This window comes from Pseudacidovorax intermedius (assembly GCF_003350475.1).
Taxonomy (GTDB): Bacteria; Pseudomonadota; Gammaproteobacteria; order Burkholderiales; family Burkholderiaceae_C; genus Xenophilus; species Xenophilus intermedius.
The window spans coordinates 181,874-202,379 of the sequence record NZ_QQAV01000005.1 but is presented as its reverse complement, the minus strand read 5'-3'; the positions used below and the strand labels follow the sequence as shown (position 1 = coordinate 202,379).

Sequence of the window (20,506 nt, the reverse complement as noted above, 5' to 3'; positions counted from 1 at the left end):
CATGAAGTACATCGACGAGTTCCGCGATGGCGACATCGCCCGCAAGATCGCCGACCGGCTGCAGGCCGAGGCGCTGCCCGACCGGCAGTACAGCTTCATGGAGTTCTGCGGCGGCCACACGCATGCCATCTCGCGTTACGGCGTCGCCGAGCTGCTGCCGGCCAACGTGCGCATGGTGCATGGCCCGGGCTGCCCGGTGTGCGTGCTGCCCATCGGACGCATCGACCTGGCCATCCAGCTGGCACTGGAACGCGGCGCCATCGTCTGCACCTACGGCGACACCATGCGCGTGCCCGCCTCGGACGGCCTGTCGCTCGTGCGGGCCAAGGCGCGGGGCGGCGACATCCGCATGGTCTATTCCGGCGCCGATGCGCTGGAGATCGCGCGCCGCGAGCCGGGCCGCGAGGTGGTCTTCTTCGCCATCGGCTTCGAGACCACCACCCCGCCAACGGCGCTGACCCTCCAGCGCGCCCGCGACGAGGGGCTGAAGAACTTCAGCGTGCTGTGCTGCCATGTGCTGACGCCGGCGGCCATCACCCACATCCTCGAATCGCCCGAGGTGCGCCAGTACGGCACCGTCCCGCTGGACGGCTTCGTCGGCCCGGCACACGTGAGCATCGTCATCGGCTCGGCGCCCTACGAGCCCTTCGCCGCGGCCTACCGCAAGCCGGTGGTCATCGCCGGCTTCGAGCCGCTGGACGTGATGCAGGCCGTGCTGATGCTCGTGCGCCAGGTCAATGACGGCCGTGCGGAGGTGGAGAACGAGTTCACCCGCGCCGTCACCCGCGAAGGCAACCGCCATGCGCAGGCACTGGTCGACGAGGTGCTGGAGCTGCGGCCGAGCTTCGAGTGGCGCGGCCTGGGCGAGGTGCCGCACAGCGCGTTGAAGATCCGGCCAGCCTATGCCGAGTTCGACGCCGAGCGGCGCTTCGGCCTGGACTACCGCGCGGTGCCCGACAACAAGGCCTGCGAATGCGGGGCGATCCTGCGGGGCGTGAAGAAGCCGACCGACTGCAGGATCTTCGGCACCGTCTGCACGCCCGAGAACCCGGTGGGCTCGTGCATGGTGTCGTCCGAGGGCGCCTGCGCGGCGCATTACTCGTACGGGCGCTTCCGGGACATTCCGGTGCACGTGGAGGCCGTCGCGTGAGCGCCCCGACCAAGAAGGGCTACATCCGCCCGCTGGACATCCGCCATGGCCGGGTGGACATGAGCCACGGCGCAGGCGGACGGGCGTCGGCCCAGCTCATCGAGGAGCTGTTCCAGGCGGCGCTGGCCAACGAATGGCTGGCCCAGGGCAACGACGGCGCGGCCTTCGCCATCCCGGTGGGCGCCCGCATGGTGATGGCCACCGACGCCCATGTGGTCTCGCCGCTCTTCTTTCCCGGTGGCGACCTGGGCTCGCTGGCCGTGCACGGCACGATCAACGACGTGGCCATGTGCGGCGCCCGGCCGCTGTACCTCTCGGCCAGCTTCATCCTCGAAGAGGGCTTTGCCCTGGCCGAGCTCAAGCGCGTGGTCGACGCCATGGCCGCCGCCGCCCGGGAGGCGGGCGTGCCCGTCATCACCGGCGACACCAAGGTGGTGGAGCAGGGCAAGGGCGACGGCGTGTTCATCAGCACGACCGGCATCGGCGTGGTGCCGGCAGGCGTGGACGTGTCCGGCTCGAACGCCCGGCCGGGCGACGTGGTCCTGCTGTCCGGCACCATCGGCGACCATGGCGTGGCCGTGATGTCCCAGCGCGAGTCGCTGGAGTTCGAGACGACCATCGAGTCCGACTCCGCCGCGCTGCATGGTCTGGTGGCCGACATGCTGGCCGCGGCGCCGGGCGGCGTGCGAGCGCTGCGCGACCCCACGCGCGGCGGCCTGGCGACGACGCTGAACGAGATCGCCCGCCAGTCCGGGGTGGGCATGCTGCTGGAGGAGGCCGCCATCCCGGTCAAGCCGCAGGTGGACGCCGCCTGCGAGCTGCTGGGGCTGGACCCGCTCTACGTGGCCAACGAGGGCAAGCTGGTGGCCGTCTGCGCACCCGAGGCGGCCGAGGCGGTGCTCGCGGCCATGCGCGCGCATCCGCACGGCACCGCGGCGGCGCGCATCGGCAGCGTCACGGAAGACCCGCACCGCTTCGTGCAGATGGCCACCCGCTTCGGCGGCCGCCGCGTCGTCGACTGGCTCAGCGGCGAGCAGCTGCCGCGCATCTGCTGACCCCGCCGCGACGGGCGCGCACCCGGGCCCTGTCGCACAATCCGGCGCGCCGCCAGGCACAAGGCGCACCCCCCCCATCGCCAGGATCCACGCCCCGCATGCACCACCACTTCTTCGGTCTCGACTCCCGCCATCGCGTATGAGCCCCGCGCAGCCATTGCCCGTCGTGCTGGTCGTCGATGACGAGGTGCGCTCGCAGGACGCCCTGCGCCGCACGCTGGACGAAGACTTCGTGGTGCTCACCGCCAGCGGGGCCGAACAGGCGCGCGTCCACCTGGAGCGGCAGGAGGTGAGCGTCATCCTGTGCGACCAGCGCATGCCCGGCCTCACCGGCGTGGCCTTCCTGAAGGAGGTGCGCGAGCGCTGGCCCGACACGGTGCGCATCGTCATCTCGGGCTATACCGATTCCGAGGACATCATTGCCGGCATCAACGACGCCGGCATCTACCAGTACATCCTCAAGCCCTGGATCCCCCAGCACCTGCTGGGCACGGTTCGCAACGCGGCCGAGGCGCGCACGCTTCAGCGCGACATGAACCGGCTCGACCTGGAGCTGCGCACCAGCACGCCGGTGCTGCGCCAGCGGGCCGAACGCAAGCTCGACCGCGCCCGCGCCACCTTCGACTTCGACCGCATCGAGCGCCTGGCGGGCAGCCCCATGGATGCCGTCTGCGCGCTGGCCGAACGGATTGCCCGCGTGGACCTGAGCGTGCTGGTGCAGGGCGAATCGGGCACCGGCAAGGAGCTGCTGGCCCGCGCCATGCACTACGCCAGTCCGCGCGCCGCGGGCGCCTTCGTGGTCGAGAACTGCGCGGCCCTGACGGACACGCTGCTCGAATCGGAACTCTTCGGCCACAAGCGGGGCGCCTTCACGGGCGCCTTCGAAGACCACGTGGGCCTGTTCCAGCGCGCCCATGGCGGCACGATCTTCCTGGACGAAATCGGCGAGACCTCGCCGGCCTTCCAGCTGCGCCTGCTGCGCGTGCTGCAGGAAGGCGAGGTGCGCCCGGTGGGTGCGACGCGCGTGGTGCCGGTGGACGTGCGGGTGATCGCCGCAACCCACCGCGACCTGGAGCAGCGCGTGCGCGACGGCCTGTTCCGCGAAGACCTCTACTACCGCATCGCCTGCGTCACCTTCACCGTGCCTCCGTTGCGCGAGCGCAGCGGCGACATCGGGCCCATCGCCCGGCGCCTGCTGGCCGAGATCGCGCCTGCGCTCGGCCGCGGCGCGGTCCGGCTGGGCGACGACGCCATGGCGGCGCTTCTGGCCTATCCGTGGCCGGGCAACATCCGTGAGCTGCGCAACGAGATCTCGCGCGCCGTCGCCCTGAGCGAAGGCGAGGAGATGGGCGCCGCCGCCTTCTCGTCGCGCGTGCTGCGGGGCCAGGCCGGGCGCAGTGTCCAGACCCAGGCCCACGCGCAGGCCCTGCCGTCCAGCGGCACCCTGGCCGAGCGGCTGGATGCCGTGGAGGCCATGCTGCTGCGCGAGACGCTGCTGCGCCACCACTGGAACAAGACCCGGGCGGCCCTGGAGCTCGGCCTGTCGCGCGTGGGCCTGCGCGGCAAGATGAAGCGCTTCGGCCTCGAGGATTGAAGGAGACCGACGTGACGCGAACCGACCCCTTCAACGTGCTTTGGCTGCAGTCGGGCGGCTGCGGCGGCTGCAGCATGTCGCTGCTGTGCGCCGACACCACGGACTTCCACGGGCTGCTGCGCGACGCCGGGATCCGGTTGCTGTGGCATCCCTCGCTTTCGCTGGAGACCGGCGCCGACGTGGTGGCGATCCTGAACGACGTGCTGGACGGGCGCGTGCGGCTCGATGCGCTGTGCGTGGAGGGCGCGTTGCTGCGCGGCCCCAACGGCACGGGGCGCTTCCATGTGCTGGCGGGCACGGGCCTGCCGATGATCCACTGGGTGCAGCGCCTGGCCGGGCAGGCCGGTGTGGTCGCGGCCATGGGCAGCTGCGCGGCCTGGGGCGGCATCACGGCGGGCGGCGCCAATCCGACCGATGCCTGCGGCCTCCAGTACGAAGACGACCGCCCCGGCGGCCTGCTGGGCGCCGACTTCCGGTCCCGCGGCGGGCTGCCCGTGGTCAATGTAGCCGGCTGCCCGACCCACCCCGGCTGGGTGATCGACACTCTGATGGCCATGGCCGCGGGCGAGTTGACGGCCGATGCGCTGGACGCGCTGGGCCGGCCGCGGCTGTATGCGGACCAGTTGGTCCACCATGGCTGCACCCGCAACGAGTTCTACGAGTTCAAGGCCAGTGCAGAGAAGCCCTCGGATCTGGGCTGCATGATGGAGCACATGGGCTGCAAGGGCACGCAGGTGCATGCGGACTGCAACACGCGGCTGTGGAACGGGGAGGGTTCCTGCACGCGCGGCGGCTATGCCTGCATCGCCTGCACCGAGCCCGGCTTCCAGGAGCCGGGGCATCGCTTCCACGAGACGCCGAAGATCGCCGGCATTCCCATCGGCCTGCCCACCGACATGCCCAAGGCCTGGTTCGTGGCGCTGGCCTCGCTGTCCAAGTCGGCCACGCCGCAGCGGGTCAAGCTCAATGCCACGGCCGACCACCGCGTCGTCACGCCGGCCATCCGCAAGACAAGGCTGAAATGAAGCGCCTGCTCGTCGGCCCCTTCAACCGTGTCGAAGGCGACCTGGAAGTGACGCTGGACGTCGCCGATGGCCGGGTGCGCTCGGCCCGCGTCAATGCGCCGATGTACCGCGGCTTCGAGCAGATCCTGCAGGGCAAGGCGCCGCATGACGCCCTGGTCTATGTGCCGCGCATCTGCGGCATCTGCTCGGTCTCGCAGTCGGTCGCCGCAGCCCATGCGCTGGCCGACCTGGCGGGCGTCGCGATGCCGCCCAACGGCCGCCACGTGACCAACACCATCCTCGCCATCGAGAACCTGGCCGACCACCTGACGCACTTCTACCTGTTCTTCATGCCCGACTTTGCGCGCGCCGCCTACGCAGGCCGGCCCTGGCATGCCAATGCGATGGAGCGCTTTACGGCCGGGCACGGCGAGCAGGTGCGCAAGGCCATCGCGGCGCGCCAGCGCTGGTTCGAGCTGCTGGGCACGCTGGCCGGCAAATGGCCGCACACGCAGAGCCTGGAGCCGGGGGGCTCCTCGCGCGCCATCGAGCCCGCCGAACGCACGCGGCTGCTGGCGCGGGTGCGCGAGTTCCGAAACTTCCTGGAACGCGAACTCTTCGGCGGCACGGCGCTGGAGTCCTTCGATGCGCTGCCGGACGAGCCGGCCTTGTGGGCCTGGCATGCCGGGCAGCCCGCGCGCGGCGACTTCCGCCTCTTCCTCAGCGCGATGCGCGACCCGACGCTCGCTGGCCTCGGTCCCGGCCCGGGGCGCTACCTGAGCTATGGCGCGTACCCCCAGCCCGAGGGCGGGCACAGCTTCGCGGCGGGACTGTGGGATGCGTCGCACGCTGCCCTGCAGCCGCTGGACACCGCCGCCATCACCGAGGACGCCACGCACGCCTGGCTGCTGGCGACCGGCGGCCCCCGCCATCCGAGCGACGGCATGACCGAGCCCGACGCCGACAAGCCCGGTGCCTATACCTGGAACAAGGCGCCGCGCCTGGCCGGCCAGGTGGTGGAGACCGGGGCCATCGCCCGCCAGCTGGCCGCGGGCCATGCCCTGGTGCACGACGCCGTGGGTCGCCACGGCGGCACCGTGTTCACGCGCGTGCTGGCCCGCGTGCTGGAGCTGGCGCGCGTGGTGCCGCAGATCGAGCGCTGGCTGCAGGCGCTGCAGCCCGGCCAGCCGTACTGCGTGCCGACGCGGCTGCCGGCGGAGGGCGAGGGCATGGGCCTGAACGAGGCGGCCCGGGGCGCGCTGGGCCACTGGGTGTCGGTGCGCGACGGCCGCATCGCCAACTACCAGATCGTGGCGCCCACCAGCTGGAACTTCTCGCCGCGCGACGCCGCCGGCACACCGGGCGCCCTGGAGCAGGCCCTGGTCGGTGCGCCGGTGCAGGACGGCGAGGACACGCCGGTGGCCGTGCAGCACATCGTGCGCTCCTTTGACCCCTGCATGGTCTGCACGGTGCACTGATGGCCCCACGCCGCCGCATGGATGCCCCGCCGCCCCTGCCGCCGCAGGGCATGGACGACGCTGCCTGGGTCGACGTGATCCAGAAGATGGACGAGGTCTATTCCCAGCTGGTCACCGACGAGATCGAGCTGGAGAAGAAGAACGCCGAGCTGGAGCAGTCGCAGCAGTTCATCTTCAGCGTGCTGTCGGCGATGTCGGACGTGCTGGTCGTCTGCGATGCGCAGGGGCTGATCGAAGAGACCAATGCCGCGCTGTGCGAGCTGGTGGGTCGCACCGATCAGCAGTTGCGCGGTACCTCGCTCTACGACCTGCTGGCCGACGACGGCAGCGTGGCCGCCGCCCGTTCGGTGATGGCCAACCGCAGCCCGACGCGGCGCGGCGAATCGATCGAACTGAACCTGCGGGGTGCCGGCGGCGAGGCCGTACCGGTGGATGCCAACTGCACGCCGCGCTTCGCCGCCTCGCAGCGCCGTGTGGGCACCGTGCTCGTGGCCCGCGCCACGGCCGAGATCCGCCGCGCCTACGAGGAACTGCGCACCGCCCACGAGGCGCTCAAGCGCACGCAGCAGCAGCTGCTGCATTCCGAAAAGATGGCGTCGCTGGGGCGCCTGGTGGCGGGCGTGGCGCACGAGCTGAACAACCCGATCAGCTTTGTGCTGGGCAACGTACACGCCCTGGGCCGCTACAGCGAACGGCTGCGCGACTACCTGCAGGCCGCGCACGAAGGCCGCGACGCCGACGAGCTCCGCGCCATGCGGACCCGGCTGCGCGTCGACCATATCCTGGACGACCTGCCCTCGCTGCTCGAAGGCACGCTGGAGGGCGCGCAACGCACCGCCGACATCGTCAACGGCCTGAAGCGCTTCTCGGCCATCGACCCCGAAACCCGGCAGGACATCGACCTGAACGAGGTGGTGGACCGCGCCGTGCTCTGGGTCACCAAAGGCGCGCCGAGCAGCCTGACACTGCACTGGCAGCCGCAGGCGCCCTGCTGGGTGCACGGCAATGCGGGGCAGCTTCAGCAGGTGGTCATGAACCTGCTGCAGAACGCGCTCGATGCCACGTCCGAGTTGCCGGGCCAGGCGCCCGAGGTGCGCATCGAGATCGTGAGCTCCGACGAGCACGTGCATCTGCGCGTGGCCGACAACGGCCCCGGCATCTCCACGGCCCATCTGTCCCACATCTTCGAGCCCTTCTTCACGACCAAGCCCGTGGGCAAGGGCACGGGGCTCGGCCTGTCCATCAGCTACGGGATCGTGGAGCAGCACGGCGGGGTGTTGCGGGCGCAGAACCTCGCTGCGGGCGGCGCGCAGTTCGAGGTCGCGCTGCGTCGGCTTGCCGCGCCCGCGGCCTGACGCGCCCGCTGCCGGGCGCCTGGCTACTTCGGGCGGCTCTGGATTTGCGAGGGCCGTTCATCGAGCCATCGTTGCAGCGCGGCCGTCACAGCCTCCGGCTGCTCCATCGTGCTCATGTGGCCGCAGTCCTCCACCGCCACCAACTGCGCCTGCGGAATGTGGCGCTGCATCTCCTCGTGACGCGACAACGGACTCCAGCCGTCCTCGCGGCCGCACAGCAGCAGGGTCGGCGCCGTGATGCGGGCCAGCAGGTCGGTGGCCTCGGGCCGGTGGAGCAGGGCGCGGATCTGCGCCTCGAACTGCGCGGGCGTGAAGCGCTCGATCATGTCCAGGATCTGCGCGAACACCGGCGAATCCCAACGCGCCGGGTGCACCATGCCGCAGGCCCACTGGCGGCCCATGGCGCGCATGCCCTCCGCGCGGGCCAGGGCCAGCAAGGCCATGCGCTGGGCGGCCTCGGCCTCGCCGGTCGCGCCGGCGGGGCGCGCCTGGTAGCCCGTGTCCAGCAGCGCGAGGCGCTGCACGCGCTCGGGCACCTGGCGCCAGATCTCCAGCGCGCAGCGGCCACCCATGCTGTGGCCGGCCACGCTGAAGTGGGCGCCGGGCGGGAGCAGCGCCAGCGCCTGCCGGGCCATGCCCTCGATGGTGTCGGCCATGCCATGGCGGGCCACGACGCAGTCGGCCACCGGTGCCAGGGCCTGCACCTGCGCCTGCCACACGGCCTCGTCGCACAGCAGCCCGGGAATCAGCAGCAGCACCGGCCGGGCCGGCGTCTGCATGGCGTCGGCGGCCTCAGTCAAGCTTGGCTCCCGACTTGAGGACGATGCCGGCCCACAGCGCCTTCTCGGCCACCACGAAGCGGCCGAATTCCTCGGGCGTGCTGGCCACCACCTCGGCACCGGTCGGGCGGATCTGCGCCTCGACCTCCGGCGTGTGCAGCGCCCGGGCCGTGGCGGCCTGCAGTTGCTGCACCGCGGCGGCCGGCGTGCCGCGCGGCGCCCACAGCCCGTACCAGTTGGTCAGCACATAGCCGGGCAGACCGGACTCGACCATGGTGGGCAGGTCGGGCAGCAACGCCATGCGGGCCTGCGAGGTCACGGCCAGTGCCCGCAGCCGGCCCGCGCGCACCTGCTGCATCGACGAGGAGGCCGAGTCGAACATCACCTGGATCTGCCCGCCGATGAGGTCGGTCTGGGCCGGTGCGGCACCCCGGTAGGGCACGTGCACCATGTCCACGCCCGCGAGTTGCTTGAGCAGTTCGCCCGCCAGATGGGCGGCGCCCGCGTTGCCGGAGGAGCCGAAGGAGAGCGCACCCGGATGCGCCTTGGCATAGGCGATGAGGCCCCGCACATCGCGCACCGGCAGCTGCGGATTCACCAGCAGCAGCATTGGCACACGGGTGAGCTGCGTGATGGGCGCGAAGTCCTCGATCACGTCGAAGCCGACATGCTTGAACAGCGCGGGATAGGTGACGTGCACCGAGGCGTTGACGAGCAGCGTCTCGCCGTCGGGCCGCGCCTGGGCCACGGCCTGGGCACCGAGCATGCCCCCGCCGCCCGGGCGGTTGTCGACCAGGAAGGGCGTGCCGAGCGCCTGCTGCAGGCCCTGCGCCGTGATCCGCGCAATCTGGTCGGCCGGCCCGCCGGGCGGATGCGGCACGATGACACGCACCGGCCCCTTCGATGCGGACTGCGCCCGCGCGGCCCATGGCAGCCAGGGCAGGGCGCTGGCTGCCAGCGCCGTGGCCAGGGCCCGCCGGCGGCCGGGTTGTGCGGGCGGCTGTGTGCGCCCGGTGTTGCCTGGGATCATGTCGTCTCCTGTCGATGCGGGCTCCAGCCCGAGCGTCGCAGGATGCCCTCCAGCGCAGCGCGCAACCATGCGAGTGCGCCCCTTTCCATGCGTTCTGCCTGTCACCGTCGCGGGGCCGCCGCGGCGGCCAACGCCTCCTGGAAGGCCGCGAGGGCGGGGGGCGGCGCGAAGCCGGTGCGCACGGTGAAGCCGATGGCCCGCGGCGGATGCGGCAGCTCGACCTGGAGCGTCGCGAGCAGCCCGGCCTGAAGCTCTCCATGCCACTGGCTCGGCGGCGCCACCGCGAGCCGATCGCTCTGCTGCAGCAGCGTGGCGATCAGCGCCGGACTGTTGATGTGCACGCCGGCCGGGGCGGGCAGGTCGTGGGCATCGAAGGCACGGACCAGCGCCTCCCAGGCGGGCGAGCCTGCCATCGGCAGCACCCATTGGGCGCGCCCCAGGTCGGCCAGACGCAGCCGGCGGCGCGCCAGCAGCGGGTGGCCGGCACGCACCAGAAACGCCAGCGGGTCGTGGAAGAGCTGCACCTGCCGCAGGTCCGCCGGCACCTGGGGCCGCAAGGCGCCCACCATGATGTCGATCTGCGCCTGCTGCAGGCTGCTGCGCAGCGTGTCGTAGGTGCCGTCCACCACCGACAGCTGCAGCTCGGGCCAGCGCGCACTGACGTGCTGCAGCGCTGCGGAGACCACGGCGCCGGTGGAGTAGGGCAGCGTGCCGATGGCCAGGCGGCCCCGCAGGCGACCGCGGGCGGCGGCGGCGTCTTCTGCCAGCGCCTGCATCTCGCGCAGCGCCAGCGCCGCATGGTAGGCCACCCAGGCGCCACGGCTGGTGGGACGCAGGCCGCCCGCGAGGCGGTCGAACAGCGGCTCGCCCGCCAGGTGTTCCACCTGCGCCAGTGCCTGCTGCACCGAGGCCTGCGCCATGCCCAGCCGCGCCGCCGCGCGCCGCTGGCTGCCGGCGGTGGCCAGCAGCGCCACCACGTCCAGCTGGCGCTCGCTCACCTGGGCGGCCAGGCGACCGCCCCCGACGGCCGTCCGCCAGGGCCCGGCATCCGCACGCGCGAGGTGGGCCAGCGTCTCGCGCATGCGCGCGAAGAGCGGCGCGCCCTGCGCGGTCGGCCGCATGCCCTGGCGGCTGCGTTCGAAGAGGCGCAGGCCCAGTGCCACTTCCATCTGCGCGATGGCCCGCGCCACGGTGGGCTGCGACAGGTGCAGCGCCCCGGCCGCGGCGGTCGTGCTGCCATGCGCGGCCACCGCCATGGCCGCGCGCAAGGACCGCAGCGTCGGCAGGGCGGCCTCCGCAGGGACCATGGCGGCCGCGGACGTACTCAGGCGGCCGCCACCATCGGCAGCCGCAGGTCGAAGCGCGCCCCGCCGCCCGGCGCATTGCCCGCCTCCAGCCGCGCGCCGTGGGCATGCATCACGGCCTGCGCCAGCGACAGGCCCAGGCCCAGGCCGGCCGCCGCCTCGCGGGCGCGGGCGCCGCGGTAGAAGCGCTCGAACAGGTGCGGCAGGTCGCTGGGCTCGATGCCGGGGCCGTCGTCCGTCACGCGCACGATGGCCTCGCGGGCCGTCGCATCGGCCAGCAGGCTCACGTTGACGGCACCACCCTGCGGCGAGTACTTGATGGCGTTGTCGATCAGGTTGGTCAGTGCGAGCTGCACCGGCACGCGGGCCGACACGGCCTGCACGTCGGCACCTTCGCTCACCGTCAGCACCACCTGGCGCTGGCGTGCGACGGGCGCCATGCGCCGCATGGTCTCGCGCACCAGGTCGGCCAGCGACAGCGATTCCATCTCGCCGCGCTCCTGGCCGGCGTCGAGCCGGGCCAGCACCAGCAGCTCCTCCACCAGCAGGGTGAGCGATTCCACCTCGTCGAGTGCGGAGTGCAGCGTCTCCACATAGCTGGCGGTATCGCGCGGGCGGCGCAGCGCGATCTCCAGCTCGGCCCGCAGGCGCGACAGCGGCGAGCGCAGCTCGTGCGAGGCATCGGCCGTGAAGTTGCGTTGCGCCTCGATGCCGCGCTCCAGGCGGTCGAGCATCTCGTTGAGCGTGTCGACCAGCCGCCCGATCTCGTCCGGCACGCCGGGGTGCGGCAGCCGGCTGGTCAGGTTGCGCTGGCCGATGCGGCGCGCCTGCTCCACGATGTCGTCGATGGCATTGAAGACGCGGCGGGTGAGCAGCTCGCCCGCGATGCCCAGCGCCAGGATCAGCACCACGGTCAGCAGCAGCATCATGACGCCGGCACTGGCCACGGCATGGTTCAGGTCCTCCAGCGAGGCGGCGACCTGCACGGCCATCAGGTCGGGCCGGTTGGGCACCGGCACCGACACCACCCGCGTGGGTTCCCCGGCGAAGCGCTCCAGGTCCTCGTAGAGCGGGCCGCCGCCGACCAGTTGGGCCCGCAGGTCCGCCGGCACCGGCAGCGTGGCCGATCCCATGTTGGCGCTGCGTGCCACCACCTGCCCGTCCTTGTCCACCACCTGCACCAGGCGGTCGACGCGCGCATAGGAAGGCCCCCGGTTGCGCGCGGCCTCGTGCACGACGGCGGGCGTGCCCGGCTCGGCCACGGCCAACATGCCGGACTCCAGCTCGGCCAGCGCCAGGATGGCGTCGTCCAGGTCGCCGCGCAGGTCGGTCGAGAAGGCCCAGATGCCCACGGCCGCCACCACCGCCATCACCAGCGAGACGACGGCGAAGTGCACCATGGCCAGGCGCCGGCGGAAGCTCAGCATGCTCACGGGCTTCATGCGGCCCCCACGTCCAGCCGGAAGCCGCGCCCACGCACGGTGACGATGGAAGGGTCGGCAATGCCCTCCAGCTTGCGCCGCAGGTTGCCCATGTGCACGTCGATGAGGTTGTCGATGGCGAGCAGGTCGTCCTTCCAGATCTGCTCAGCGATGCGGGCCCGGCTCACCACCTCGCCCGGATGCCGCATCAGGATGTGCAGCAGCGCGAACTCCTTCTGCGTGAGGTCGATGGGCTGCCCGTGGCCGGTGAGGGCATGGCTGAGCGGATCGAGCCGCAGCGCGCCCACCACCAGCACCGAGGGCCGGGCCAGGTCCGAGCGGCGCAGCAGGGCCCGCGCACGGGCCAGCAGTTCGTCGAAGGCGAAGGGCTTGGTCAGGTAGTCGTCGGCGCCGAGGTTGAGGCCCTCCACGCGGTCCACCAATGCATCGCGGGCCGTGAGCATGAGCACGGGCGTGGTCACGCCGCGCTCGCGCAGGGCGCGGCACCAGCCCAGGCCGTCCTGGCCGGGCAGCATGCGGTCGAGCACGATGAGGCCGTAGGAGGTGACGAAGGCTTCCTCGTCCGCCTCTTCGGCCGAATGGACCACGTCGACCACGAAGCCCTCCTCCTGCAGGCCGCGCGCCAGCACGCGGGCGGCCTTGCGGTCGTCTTCAACCAGGAGGATGCGCATCGGGCGTGGGCAAAGAAGGCGGGCACATGGGGCAGGCAGTATGCCTTTGCAGGCCGGTTTTTCGCCTGAAGAACTCTTCAGGATTTCTTGGGACTTTCTTCAGGCACGGCTGCGTAACCTGCGCTCCCAATGAACGGATGGTCCGCCCGCACGAGGCAGGAGTCCGTGGAGCCGACGATGACCGTTTCCTTCCTGTCCGACGCTGCCGCCCCTTCCGTGCGCGGCGCCGTGCTGCTGCTGCCGGGCCTGTGCAGCACGTCCGACGAACTGCTGCACCTGCAGTCCTCGCTGCGCCGAAGCGGCTGGCACGTGAGTGCGCCCCACATCGCGGGCTATTCCTTCGATGCCGATGGCCAGCGCACCACCGGCTTCGACCAGTGGGTGGACCGGGTCTGCGCCGAGTTCGCGCAGCTCAGGCAGCAGTACGGCACGGTGCTGCTGGCCGGCATCTCGGCCGGCGCGGCACTGGCCCTGGCGGCCGTGGCCCGGCTGGGGCAGGCCGCGGCCGGCGTGGTGCTGATGTCCACCACGCTGCGCATGGACGGCTGGAGCGTGGGCCGCAGCCGCTGGCTGCTGCCGCTGGCCCTGTACACGCCGCTGGGCCGCCTGTGGCGGTACCGCGAGCGCGCGCCCTACGGCGTCAAGAACCAGCGCGTGCGCGAGTGGATCGTGCAGGAGCTCAAGGACCGCCAGATCTCCCGCGCCGGCTGCGCCGCCATCGGCGTGGCCCATCTGCGCGAGTACGACCGCCTGCGCCGCGCCGTGCGCCGCAGCCTCGACCGCGTGCGCTGCCCCGTGCTGGCCCTGCACGCCCGCGAAGACGAGGTGGCCAGCCTGTCCAACATCGACCTGCTGGCCCATGGCCTCAAGCACGCACCGCTGCACACGGTGGTGCTCGAGAACAGCTACCACATGATCTCGATCGACAACGACCGCCGCCAGGTGGCCGAGGAGACGATCGAGTTCGCCCGCGCCGTGGCCGAGGGCCGCGCTCCTTCCACCTCCAACCAAAGCTGATCCATGCCGTCGACCACCTTCCAGACCATCGCCCGCATCGCCCAGGAAGAGCACCGCTGCGACCCCGCGCTGCTGCGCCCCGAGGTGCCGCTGGCCGACCTCGGCCTCGATTCCCTGGCGCTGATGGAATTCATCTTCTCGGTCGAGGACGCGCTCAAGCTGCGCCTGCCGGAAGAGCGCCTGGACCCGCGCGAAGCCGGCATCACCCTCGGTGACCTGTGCGACGCCATCGACGCGCACATGGCACAGCAGCAGCAGACCGGCGGCGCCACGCCGGCCCACGCATGAGCGCGCCGGGCCGCTCCCAAGCGCGAATCCCGGAGCGCCTTGCGCGGAGGGTAGTCCAGTGAACGCCCTTGCCGCCTGCCGGGCCGAGGTGACGCTGTGAGCACGCCCGTCGCCATCACCGGCCTGGGCCTGGTCAGCCCGCTGGGCACCAGCGTCCAGGCGCTGGACCGGGCGCTGGCCGCCAACCAGTGCGCCATTGCGGCGCGCGAAGTCGTCATCGACGGGGTGGAGCGCTTCACCGTCGGCGTGGCGGCCTGCAGCGAGTTCGACGAGCGCAAGAGCCGCGCCCCTTCGGGCGTGACGCTCGATCGCGGCACGGCGATGGCCCTGAGCGCCGCCTTCGAGGCGGCGGAGCAGTCGCGCCTGTTCGAGAGCAGCCGCCAGCCGTCGCCCGAGCGCCTGGGCGTGTTCTGGGGCACGGGCATGGGCGGCGCGAGCAGCTTCGACCAGTCCACCGAGCAGCTCTACGGCCGCAAGCGCCGCCTGCGGCCCACCACGGTGCTGACGACCATGCCCAATGCGGCCGTGGCCGAGCTGGCGCTGGCCTTCGGCGCACGCGCCTCGGCCGTGGGCTACGCCTGCGCATGCGCCTCGTCGGCGGTGGCCATCGGCGAGGCCATGCGGGCCGTGCGCGGCGGCTGGGTGGACGTGGCCATCGCGGGTGGGCACGAGGCACTGCTGACGCCGGGCGTCATCGCCAGCTGGCAGGCCATGCGCGTGCTGGCGCCGCTGGAGGCGCATGCGGCCCACACCTGCCGCCCCTTCTCGGCCGACCGGGCCGGCTTCGCGCTGGGCGAAGGCGCGGGCGCGGTCATCATCGAATCGGTGGCCTCGGCCGAACGGCGCGGCGTGGACGTCCGCGCGCTGCTGGCGGGCTACGGCACCAGCTGCGATGCGGTGCACATCAGCAATCCGAACAGCGACGGCCAGGTGCGCGCGGTGCGGGCCGCGCTGGCGGATGCCGGCCTCGCGGCCGGCGACATCGGCCATGTGAACGCGCACGGCACCGGCACGGTGGCCGGCGACGCGGCCGAGGCCGCCACGCTGGCAGAGATCTTCGGCGCGCGCGGCGTGCCGGTGAGCGCCACCAAGACGCTGCACGGTCACATCATGGGTGGCGGTGGCGCCATCGAACTGCTGTGCGCCCTGCGCGCCATGGACCTGGGCCAGCTGCCCGCCAGCGCCACCGCGCCCGATGCCGCTCTGGGCGTGGACCTGGTGCATGGCCTGGCCCCGCGCGCGGCCGGCGGCATCCGGCATGTGATGTCCAACGCCTTCGCGTTCGGCGGGACGAATGCGGTGCTGATTGCGAGCCGGGTGGGTTAGCGGGTCCCTGCGGCCTCAGGAGCGCCACATGCCCTGGGCCGCCATTTCGCCGACGATGCGAACGATGTGCCCGGTCACCGCGGTCACTGCGCTCGAAGGCCCCTTCGCGCGCGAGAAGGCCATCGCCACGGTGCGCTGGAAAGGCGGCTCGACGATGCGCGCCGCCTGCAGCCTGCCCTCCTGCACCTCCTGCCACACGGCGTGCAGCGGCAGCACCGTGTAGAGCCCTTCCTGGGCCGTGAGCTGCTTCTGCAGCGGCAGTGAATCCGCCTCGATCACCGGCGCCAGCGCGATGCGCGCATGCCGCGCGCCGGCATCGAGCGCCGTGCGCAGCCCGTTGGGCGCGCTGGGCAGGATGAAGGGCAACCCATCGAGGCTCGCGAACGGAACCTGTCCATTCGCCGTGAGCCGGTCGTCGCGCGGGCCGATCAGGTAGCTGTCCACCGTCGCGAGCGCTTCCTCCCCTTCGGGCAGCGTGGGGGCATAGCGGTAGAGGATGGCGATGTCGACACGCGCGTCGGTGAGCCATTCCTCCACCTGGCCGCTGGAGCCCTCCAGCACCTTGAGGCTCACGCCCGGCAGGCGCGCACGCACGGCCGAGAAGAGGCGGCCCGTGAGGATGGTGCCGATGGAGGGCAGGCTGCCCAGCGTCACGGTGCCCACGGGCTCGCGCAGGTCGGCGCGGATGTCGTGCTCCAGCGCCTGGGCGCGCTCCAGCAAGTCCTTGACCTGGGGAAACAGGCGTTGTCCCGCCTCCGACAGCTCCACGCCACGGCCCGTGCGGTTGAAGAGCCGCGTGCCGCATTCGCGCTCCAGCGCATTGACCTGGCGACTCAGGAAGGACTGGTTGCTGTCCAGGAAAAGCGCGGCCCGCGTGAGGCTGCCGAGCTCGCCGATGGCCACGAAGGAGCGCCATTTCTGCAGGTCCGCGGCGATGTCCAGCGCAAAGTCGGTGGCTCTAGGCTTGTGCATGGGCGGCGATTATGGGACGGCCTTCGCGCCTTGAGCAGCGCATCGACCCGCTTGTTCGCGCCCGCATAACAGCCTTGCACGATCGGTGCATAGCTCGCGAAGAGGGTGCCTCCTAGACTGCCTGCAGAGCCAATCCAAGGAGACAAGCATCATGGGCCAAGGCCGTCCCTCGTATCGCGCGACTGCCGCCCTGGCACTCGCCTGCAGCCTCGCTTCCAGCCCTGCCGTCCATGCCGAGGACTGGCCGGCCCGGCCCATCAAGCTGATCGTCCCCTATGCCGCGGGCGGGCCCACCGACGCCATCGCCCGCCTGCTCGCCACCAAGGTGGGCGCCCGCCTGGGCCAGCCCGTGGTGGTGGACAACCGCGCGGGTGCCGGCGGCACCATCGGCGTCGACGCGACGGCCAAGGCCACGCCCGATGGCTACACCTTCGCTCTGGTCGCGCCGGGCCCGCTGGTCGGCATGCCCAACCTCATGAAGGCGCCGTACACGCTCGGCGACCTGCAGTACCTCACGCTCGTGGCCCGCATTCCCAGCGTGCTCGTGGTCAACACCAAGTCGGGCATCGACTCGCTGGACGCCCTGGTCAAGAAGGCCAAGGCGGCGCCGGGCAAGCTGAGCTACAGCTCGGCCGGCCCCGGCACCACGCCGCACATCGGCATGGAGATCTTCGACGACCAGGCGGGCGTCAGCCTGCTGCATGTGCCTTACAAGGGCGCGGCACCCGCCATCACCGGCCTGCTGGGCGGCGAGGTCGACGTGGCCATGGTCGACCTGCTGCCGGTGCTTGCGCACGTCAACAGCGGTTCGCTCAAGGCGCTGGCGGTGGCCTCCAAGAGCCGCGCCCCGCAACTGCCGAACGTGCCGACCACGGCCGAGAAGGGGCTGCCCGGCGTGGTGATGGAGACCACCTACGGCATCGTGGCGCCCAAGGGCGTGCCCGCGCCCATCGCGGCGAAGCTGCGCGACGCCTTCATCGCCGCCGTCGATGCGTCCGACACCCGGCAGCAGTACCTGCTGCAGGGCGCATTGCCGATGACTTCCACCGGCAGCGAGTACCAGCAGCTGATGCAGGCCGAGTCGGAAAAGTGGCGGGACGTCATCGCCAAGGCCAAGATCACGATTCAATGAGCAGCGGCCCGATGAAGATCGTCGCCGCCACCGTCGAGCCCTGCACCCAGGCGCTGGCAGACCCGCAATGGAAGTTCGCGCGCGCCCAGGTTCCGTCCCTCGAAGGGCAGGTGCTGCGCCTGCAGGACGAGGACGGAAACGAAGGCATGGGCTATTGCCATGCCATCCCGGCCATCTCCACGCACGGCGCAGGAGCTCAGGCCGGGCTTGCCTTCCTGGCGCCACGCCTGGTGGGCCGTGCCGTGGACGACCTCGCCGGCACCATGGAAGAGATCGACGCGCTGCTCGCCTACCAGCCGACGGTGAAGGCCGCCATCGACATGGCGCTGCACGACCTGTTGGCGCGCCGCCTGGGCGTGCCGGTGCACGTGCTGCTCGGCGGCAAGCTGCGCGATGCGGTGCCGCTGTCGCGCATCCTGCCGATCAAGGCGCCCGACGAGATGGCCGCCCAGGCGGGCCGATTGGCGGCCGAAGGCTACGGGCAGCTCAAGCTCAAGCTCTCGGGCGACACCGACCTGGACGTGCAACGGATCGCCGCCGTCCGCGCCGCCGCGGGCGACGCCGTCGCCCTGACCCTGGACCCCAACCAGTCGTACAACGCCAAGCAGATGATCGCGGCCTTCCGTCGCATGGAGCGCTACGACATCGCCCTGATCGAGCAGCCGGTGCCCGCCGCCGACTTCGCCGGCCTGGCACTGCTCACGCGCACGCTGCCGGTGGCCATCGAGGCCGACGAGAGCGCGCAGAGCGTGCGTGACGTGTTCAGGCTGGTGGCCGAGCGGGCCGTGGACGTCATCAACCTCAAGGTCACCAATCTGGGCGGCATCCGGCGCTTTGTGCAGGCGGTGCGCCTGTGCGAGGCGGGCGAGGTGGGCTGCCGCGTCGGTGCCGCCTTCGGTCCGTCGCTGCTCCAGGCCATGGCCCTGCAGGCCGCGAGCGTCGTTCGGCGCCTGCCCTATGCCTGCGAGCTGTCGGAACACCTGCACCTCAAGGACGACCCCTTCACACCGCTGCCGGTGCAACACGGCCAGCTTCGATTGCCGCCCGGCCCAGGCTGCGGCGTCACCTACAAGCCCCGTTGAACGCGATGAAAAAACTTTTTGCCAGGACCGCCGCACTGCTGTGTGCCGCCATCGCCTGCACCGCAGGCGCGCAGGACTTTCCCACCAAACCGCTGCGGATGGTGGTTCCCTTCGCACCCGGCGGCGGTGCCGACTTCGTCGCGCGGGCCATCGCGGCGCCCTTGGCCAAGCGGCTGGGCCAGCCCGTGGTGGTCGACAACAAGCCGGGCGCGGGTGCCGTATTGGGCGCGGACATCGTCGCCAAGGCGCCAGCCGACGGCCACACCCTGCTGTACACCACGCCGGGTCCCCAGATGACCAGCCCCTACCTGATGGCCAGGCTGCCGTACGACCCGGTCCATGACCTGGTGCCGGTGTCGGAAGTGGCGATCGTCCCCAACGTCCTGGTGGTCAACAAGAACCTGCCCGTGCACTCCATCGAGGAACTCATTGCCTATGCCAAGGCCAACCCTGGCAAGGTCAATTTCGCCAGTGCCGGGCAAGGCGCGAGCAGCCATCTGGCCGGCGAACTCTTCAAGCAGGCCGCGGGCGTCTCGATCATGCACATTCCCTACCGCGGCACCGGGCCTGCGCTGGCCGACCTGCTCTCCGGCCAGGTCCAGATGGCCATCGACAGCATCGCGGCCTACAAGCCGCACATCGACAGCGGCGCCCTGCGTCCGCTGGGCGTGGCCACGGCCAAGCCCTCGCCGCTGCTGCCCGGCGTGCCGCCGATCGCGCAGACGCTCAAGGGCTTCGACGCCGCGCCAGTCAACTACATCTCGGTGCCGAAGAACACGCCGCGCCCCGTGATCGACAAGCTCAACCGCGAGATCAACGCCGTGCTGGCGTCGCCCGAGCTGAAGGAGCAGTTCGCCGCCAATGGCGTGGTGCCCCAGGGCAGCACGCCAGAGCAGATGGCCGCGCTGGTCCGCAGCGAGGCCGCCAAGTGGAAGAAGGTCATCGAGACCTCCGGTGCCCGCATCGATTGAACCGAACAACCCAGGAGCCACCCATGAACGACCTCACCCAGCTCGAAGTGCAGATCGAAGACTTCGTCGCCACCCTCACCCTGAATGCGCCGCCGGTGAATGCCCTCACGCGCACACTCAACGACGAGCTCACCCTGGCGCTGGACCGCATCTCCGAGATGGACGAAGTGCGCGCCGTGGTGCTGACGGGCGCCGGCAAGGTGTTCTGCGCCGGTGCCGACCTCAAGGGCCGCAAGGACGTCATCAAGGGGCCTGGCGACCTGCCGGCCCATTCGCGCCGCACCCGGGAATGCTTCCACGCCATCCGCGAATGCGCCAAGCCGGTGGTGGTGGCCATCAACGGTGCGGCACTGGGCTCGGGCCTGGCCATGGCGGCCTCCAGCGACATCCTGGTCGCGTCGGAGAAGGCCACGCTCGGCATGCCCGAGGTGGACGTCGGCCTGCTCGGCGGCGGCCGCCATGCCATGCGCCTCTTCAGCCACTCGCGCCTGCGCTTCATGGCCCTCACGGGCACGCGCGTCGATGGCGCAGAGATGTACCGCCTCGGCATCGTGGAGGCCTGCGTGCCGCCCGAAGAACTGATGCCCAAGGCCCTGTCGATCGCACGCAGCATCGCATCGAAGAGTCCCATCGCCACGCGCATGTTCAAGCACACGCTCAACACCATCGAGGACATGAGCCTGCGCGACGGCTATCGCTACGAACAGGACATGACGGCCCAGATCGCCAGGACCGAGGACGCCAAGGAAGCCCAGCGCGCCTTCGCCGAGAAGCGCCCGCCGGTGTTCACGGGTCGTTGAATCCACCCGCACTGTCGCTGGCGTGATCGACAGGAAACGCCACTGCCGGTTCAATC

At 71.4% G+C, this 20,506-nt stretch carries 19 protein-coding genes; 13 read left to right on the top strand and 6 right to left on the bottom strand.

The window, feature by feature from the left end; translation table 11 throughout:
* Position 1 precedes the first annotated feature (1 nt).
* From hypD to DFR41_RS14835, 6 genes are all read left to right on the top strand, one after another.
* Positions 2 to 1,150 (top strand): hydrogenase formation protein HypD, encoded by a 1,149-nt coding sequence (gene hypD, locus DFR41_RS14860; RefSeq protein WP_017759977.1) that lies wholly within the window; start codon positions 2 to 4, stop codon positions 1,148 to 1,150.
* Between the two features lie 59 nt (positions 1,151 to 1,209).
* Complete coding sequence (gene hypE / locus DFR41_RS14855; RefSeq protein ID WP_114803376.1) at positions 1,210 to 2,205, top strand: hydrogenase expression/formation protein HypE; 996 nt, start codon at positions 1,210 to 1,212, stop codon at positions 2,203 to 2,205.
* A gap of 139 nt (positions 2,206 to 2,344) precedes the next feature.
* Positions 2,345 to 3,799: a sigma-54-dependent transcriptional regulator gene (locus DFR41_RS14850; protein ID WP_114803263.1), complete on the top strand. Its 1,455-nt coding sequence runs from the start codon at positions 2,345 to 2,347 to the stop codon at positions 3,797 to 3,799.
* 11 nt (positions 3,800 to 3,810) lie between these two features.
* A complete protein-coding gene (locus tag DFR41_RS14845; RefSeq protein ID WP_280525160.1) occupies positions 3,811 to 4,824 on the top strand; it encodes an NADH-quinone oxidoreductase subunit B family protein in 1,014 nt (337 codons plus the stop codon).
* Complete coding sequence (locus tag DFR41_RS14840) at positions 4,821 to 6,281, top strand: nickel-dependent hydrogenase large subunit (protein ID WP_114803262.1); 1,461 nt, start codon at positions 4,821 to 4,823, stop codon at positions 6,279 to 6,281. The genes DFR41_RS14845 and DFR41_RS14840 overlap by 4 nt, the downstream gene beginning before the upstream one ends.
* A complete protein-coding gene (locus tag DFR41_RS14835; protein ID WP_114803261.1) occupies positions 6,281 to 7,636 on the top strand; it encodes a sensor histidine kinase in 1,356 nt (451 codons plus the stop codon). The genes DFR41_RS14840 and DFR41_RS14835 overlap by 1 nt, the downstream gene beginning before the upstream one ends.
* 23 nt (positions 7,637 to 7,659) lie before the next feature.
* Here the strand turns inward: DFR41_RS14835 and DFR41_RS14830 are convergent, their stop codons facing one another.
* The 5 genes from DFR41_RS14830 to DFR41_RS14810 form a co-directional block, all read right to left on the bottom strand.
* Positions 7,660 to 8,415 carry an alpha/beta fold hydrolase gene (locus tag DFR41_RS14830; protein ID WP_114803260.1) on the bottom strand — a complete coding sequence of 252 codons (756 nt, stop codon included), beginning with the start codon at positions 8,413 to 8,415 and terminating at the stop codon, positions 7,660 to 7,662.
* Between the two features lie 13 nt (positions 8,416 to 8,428).
* Entirely contained in the window at positions 8,429 to 9,445 is a 1,017-nt protein-coding gene (locus DFR41_RS14825) for a Bug family tripartite tricarboxylate transporter substrate binding protein (protein ID WP_114803259.1), read from the bottom strand.
* A 101-nt stretch (positions 9,446 to 9,546) separates the two neighbouring features.
* A complete protein-coding gene (locus tag DFR41_RS14820) occupies positions 9,547 to 10,752 on the bottom strand; it encodes a LysR family transcriptional regulator (RefSeq protein WP_114803258.1) in 1,206 nt (401 codons plus the stop codon).
* Between the two features lie 17 nt (positions 10,753 to 10,769).
* Positions 10,770 to 12,191 (bottom strand): ATP-binding protein, encoded by a 1,422-nt coding sequence (locus DFR41_RS14815; protein ID WP_342354301.1) that lies wholly within the window; start codon positions 12,189 to 12,191, stop codon positions 10,770 to 10,772.
* Complete coding sequence (locus tag DFR41_RS14810) at positions 12,188 to 12,862, bottom strand: response regulator transcription factor (protein ID WP_114803257.1); 675 nt, start codon at positions 12,860 to 12,862, stop codon at positions 12,188 to 12,190. The genes DFR41_RS14815 and DFR41_RS14810 overlap by 4 nt, the downstream gene beginning before the upstream one ends.
* A 177-nt stretch (positions 12,863 to 13,039) precedes the next feature.
* On the opposite strand from DFR41_RS14810, the gene DFR41_RS14805 reads away from it, so the two are divergent.
* The 3 genes from DFR41_RS14805 (at position 13,040) to DFR41_RS14795 (ending at position 15,493) form a co-directional block, all read left to right on the top strand.
* On the top strand, positions 13,040 to 13,879 hold the full coding sequence (locus DFR41_RS14805; RefSeq protein WP_114803256.1) for an alpha/beta hydrolase: 840 nt from the start codon (positions 13,040 to 13,042) through the stop codon (positions 13,877 to 13,879).
* A 3-nt stretch (positions 13,880 to 13,882) separates the two neighbouring features.
* Positions 13,883 to 14,167, top strand: coding sequence for an acyl carrier protein (locus DFR41_RS14800; RefSeq protein WP_017759844.1), 285 nt, complete (start codon positions 13,883 to 13,885; stop codon positions 14,165 to 14,167).
* 96 nt (positions 14,168 to 14,263) lie between these two features.
* Positions 14,264 to 15,493 carry a beta-ketoacyl-[acyl-carrier-protein] synthase family protein gene (locus DFR41_RS14795; protein ID WP_244917759.1) on the top strand — a complete coding sequence of 410 codons (1,230 nt, stop codon included), beginning with the start codon at positions 14,264 to 14,266 and terminating at the stop codon, positions 15,491 to 15,493.
* A 15-nt stretch (positions 15,494 to 15,508) separates the two neighbouring features.
* Here DFR41_RS14795 and DFR41_RS14790 read toward each other — a convergent pair whose 3' ends face one another.
* Entirely contained in the window at positions 15,509 to 16,465 is a 957-nt protein-coding gene (locus DFR41_RS14790) for a LysR family transcriptional regulator (RefSeq protein ID WP_017759450.1), read from the bottom strand.
* A gap of 151 nt (positions 16,466 to 16,616) precedes the next feature.
* Here DFR41_RS14790 and DFR41_RS14785 point away from each other — a divergent pair, with 151 nt between their 5' ends.
* The 4 genes from DFR41_RS14785 to DFR41_RS14770 are packed head-to-tail and all read left to right on the top strand — an operon-like array spanning position 16,617 to position 20,450.
* Positions 16,617 to 17,597 (top strand): Bug family tripartite tricarboxylate transporter substrate binding protein, encoded by a 981-nt coding sequence (locus DFR41_RS14785; RefSeq protein WP_114803254.1) that lies wholly within the window; start codon positions 16,617 to 16,619, stop codon positions 17,595 to 17,597.
* Positions 17,598 to 17,608: 11 nt separating this feature from the next.
* Positions 17,609 to 18,679 (top strand): mandelate racemase/muconate lactonizing enzyme family protein, encoded by a 1,071-nt coding sequence (locus DFR41_RS14780; RefSeq protein WP_170159377.1) that lies wholly within the window; start codon positions 17,609 to 17,611, stop codon positions 18,677 to 18,679.
* Between the two features lie 5 nt (positions 18,680 to 18,684).
* Positions 18,685 to 19,650, top strand: a complete 966-nt coding sequence (locus tag DFR41_RS14775) for a Bug family tripartite tricarboxylate transporter substrate binding protein (protein WP_114803252.1) — start codon at positions 18,685 to 18,687, stop codon at positions 19,648 to 19,650.
* Positions 19,651 to 19,673: 23 nt separating this feature from the next.
* Positions 19,674 to 20,450 (top strand): enoyl-CoA hydratase/isomerase family protein, encoded by a 777-nt coding sequence (locus DFR41_RS14770; RefSeq protein ID WP_017759454.1) that lies wholly within the window; start codon positions 19,674 to 19,676, stop codon positions 20,448 to 20,450.
* Positions 20,451 to 20,506: the final 56 nt, after the last annotated feature.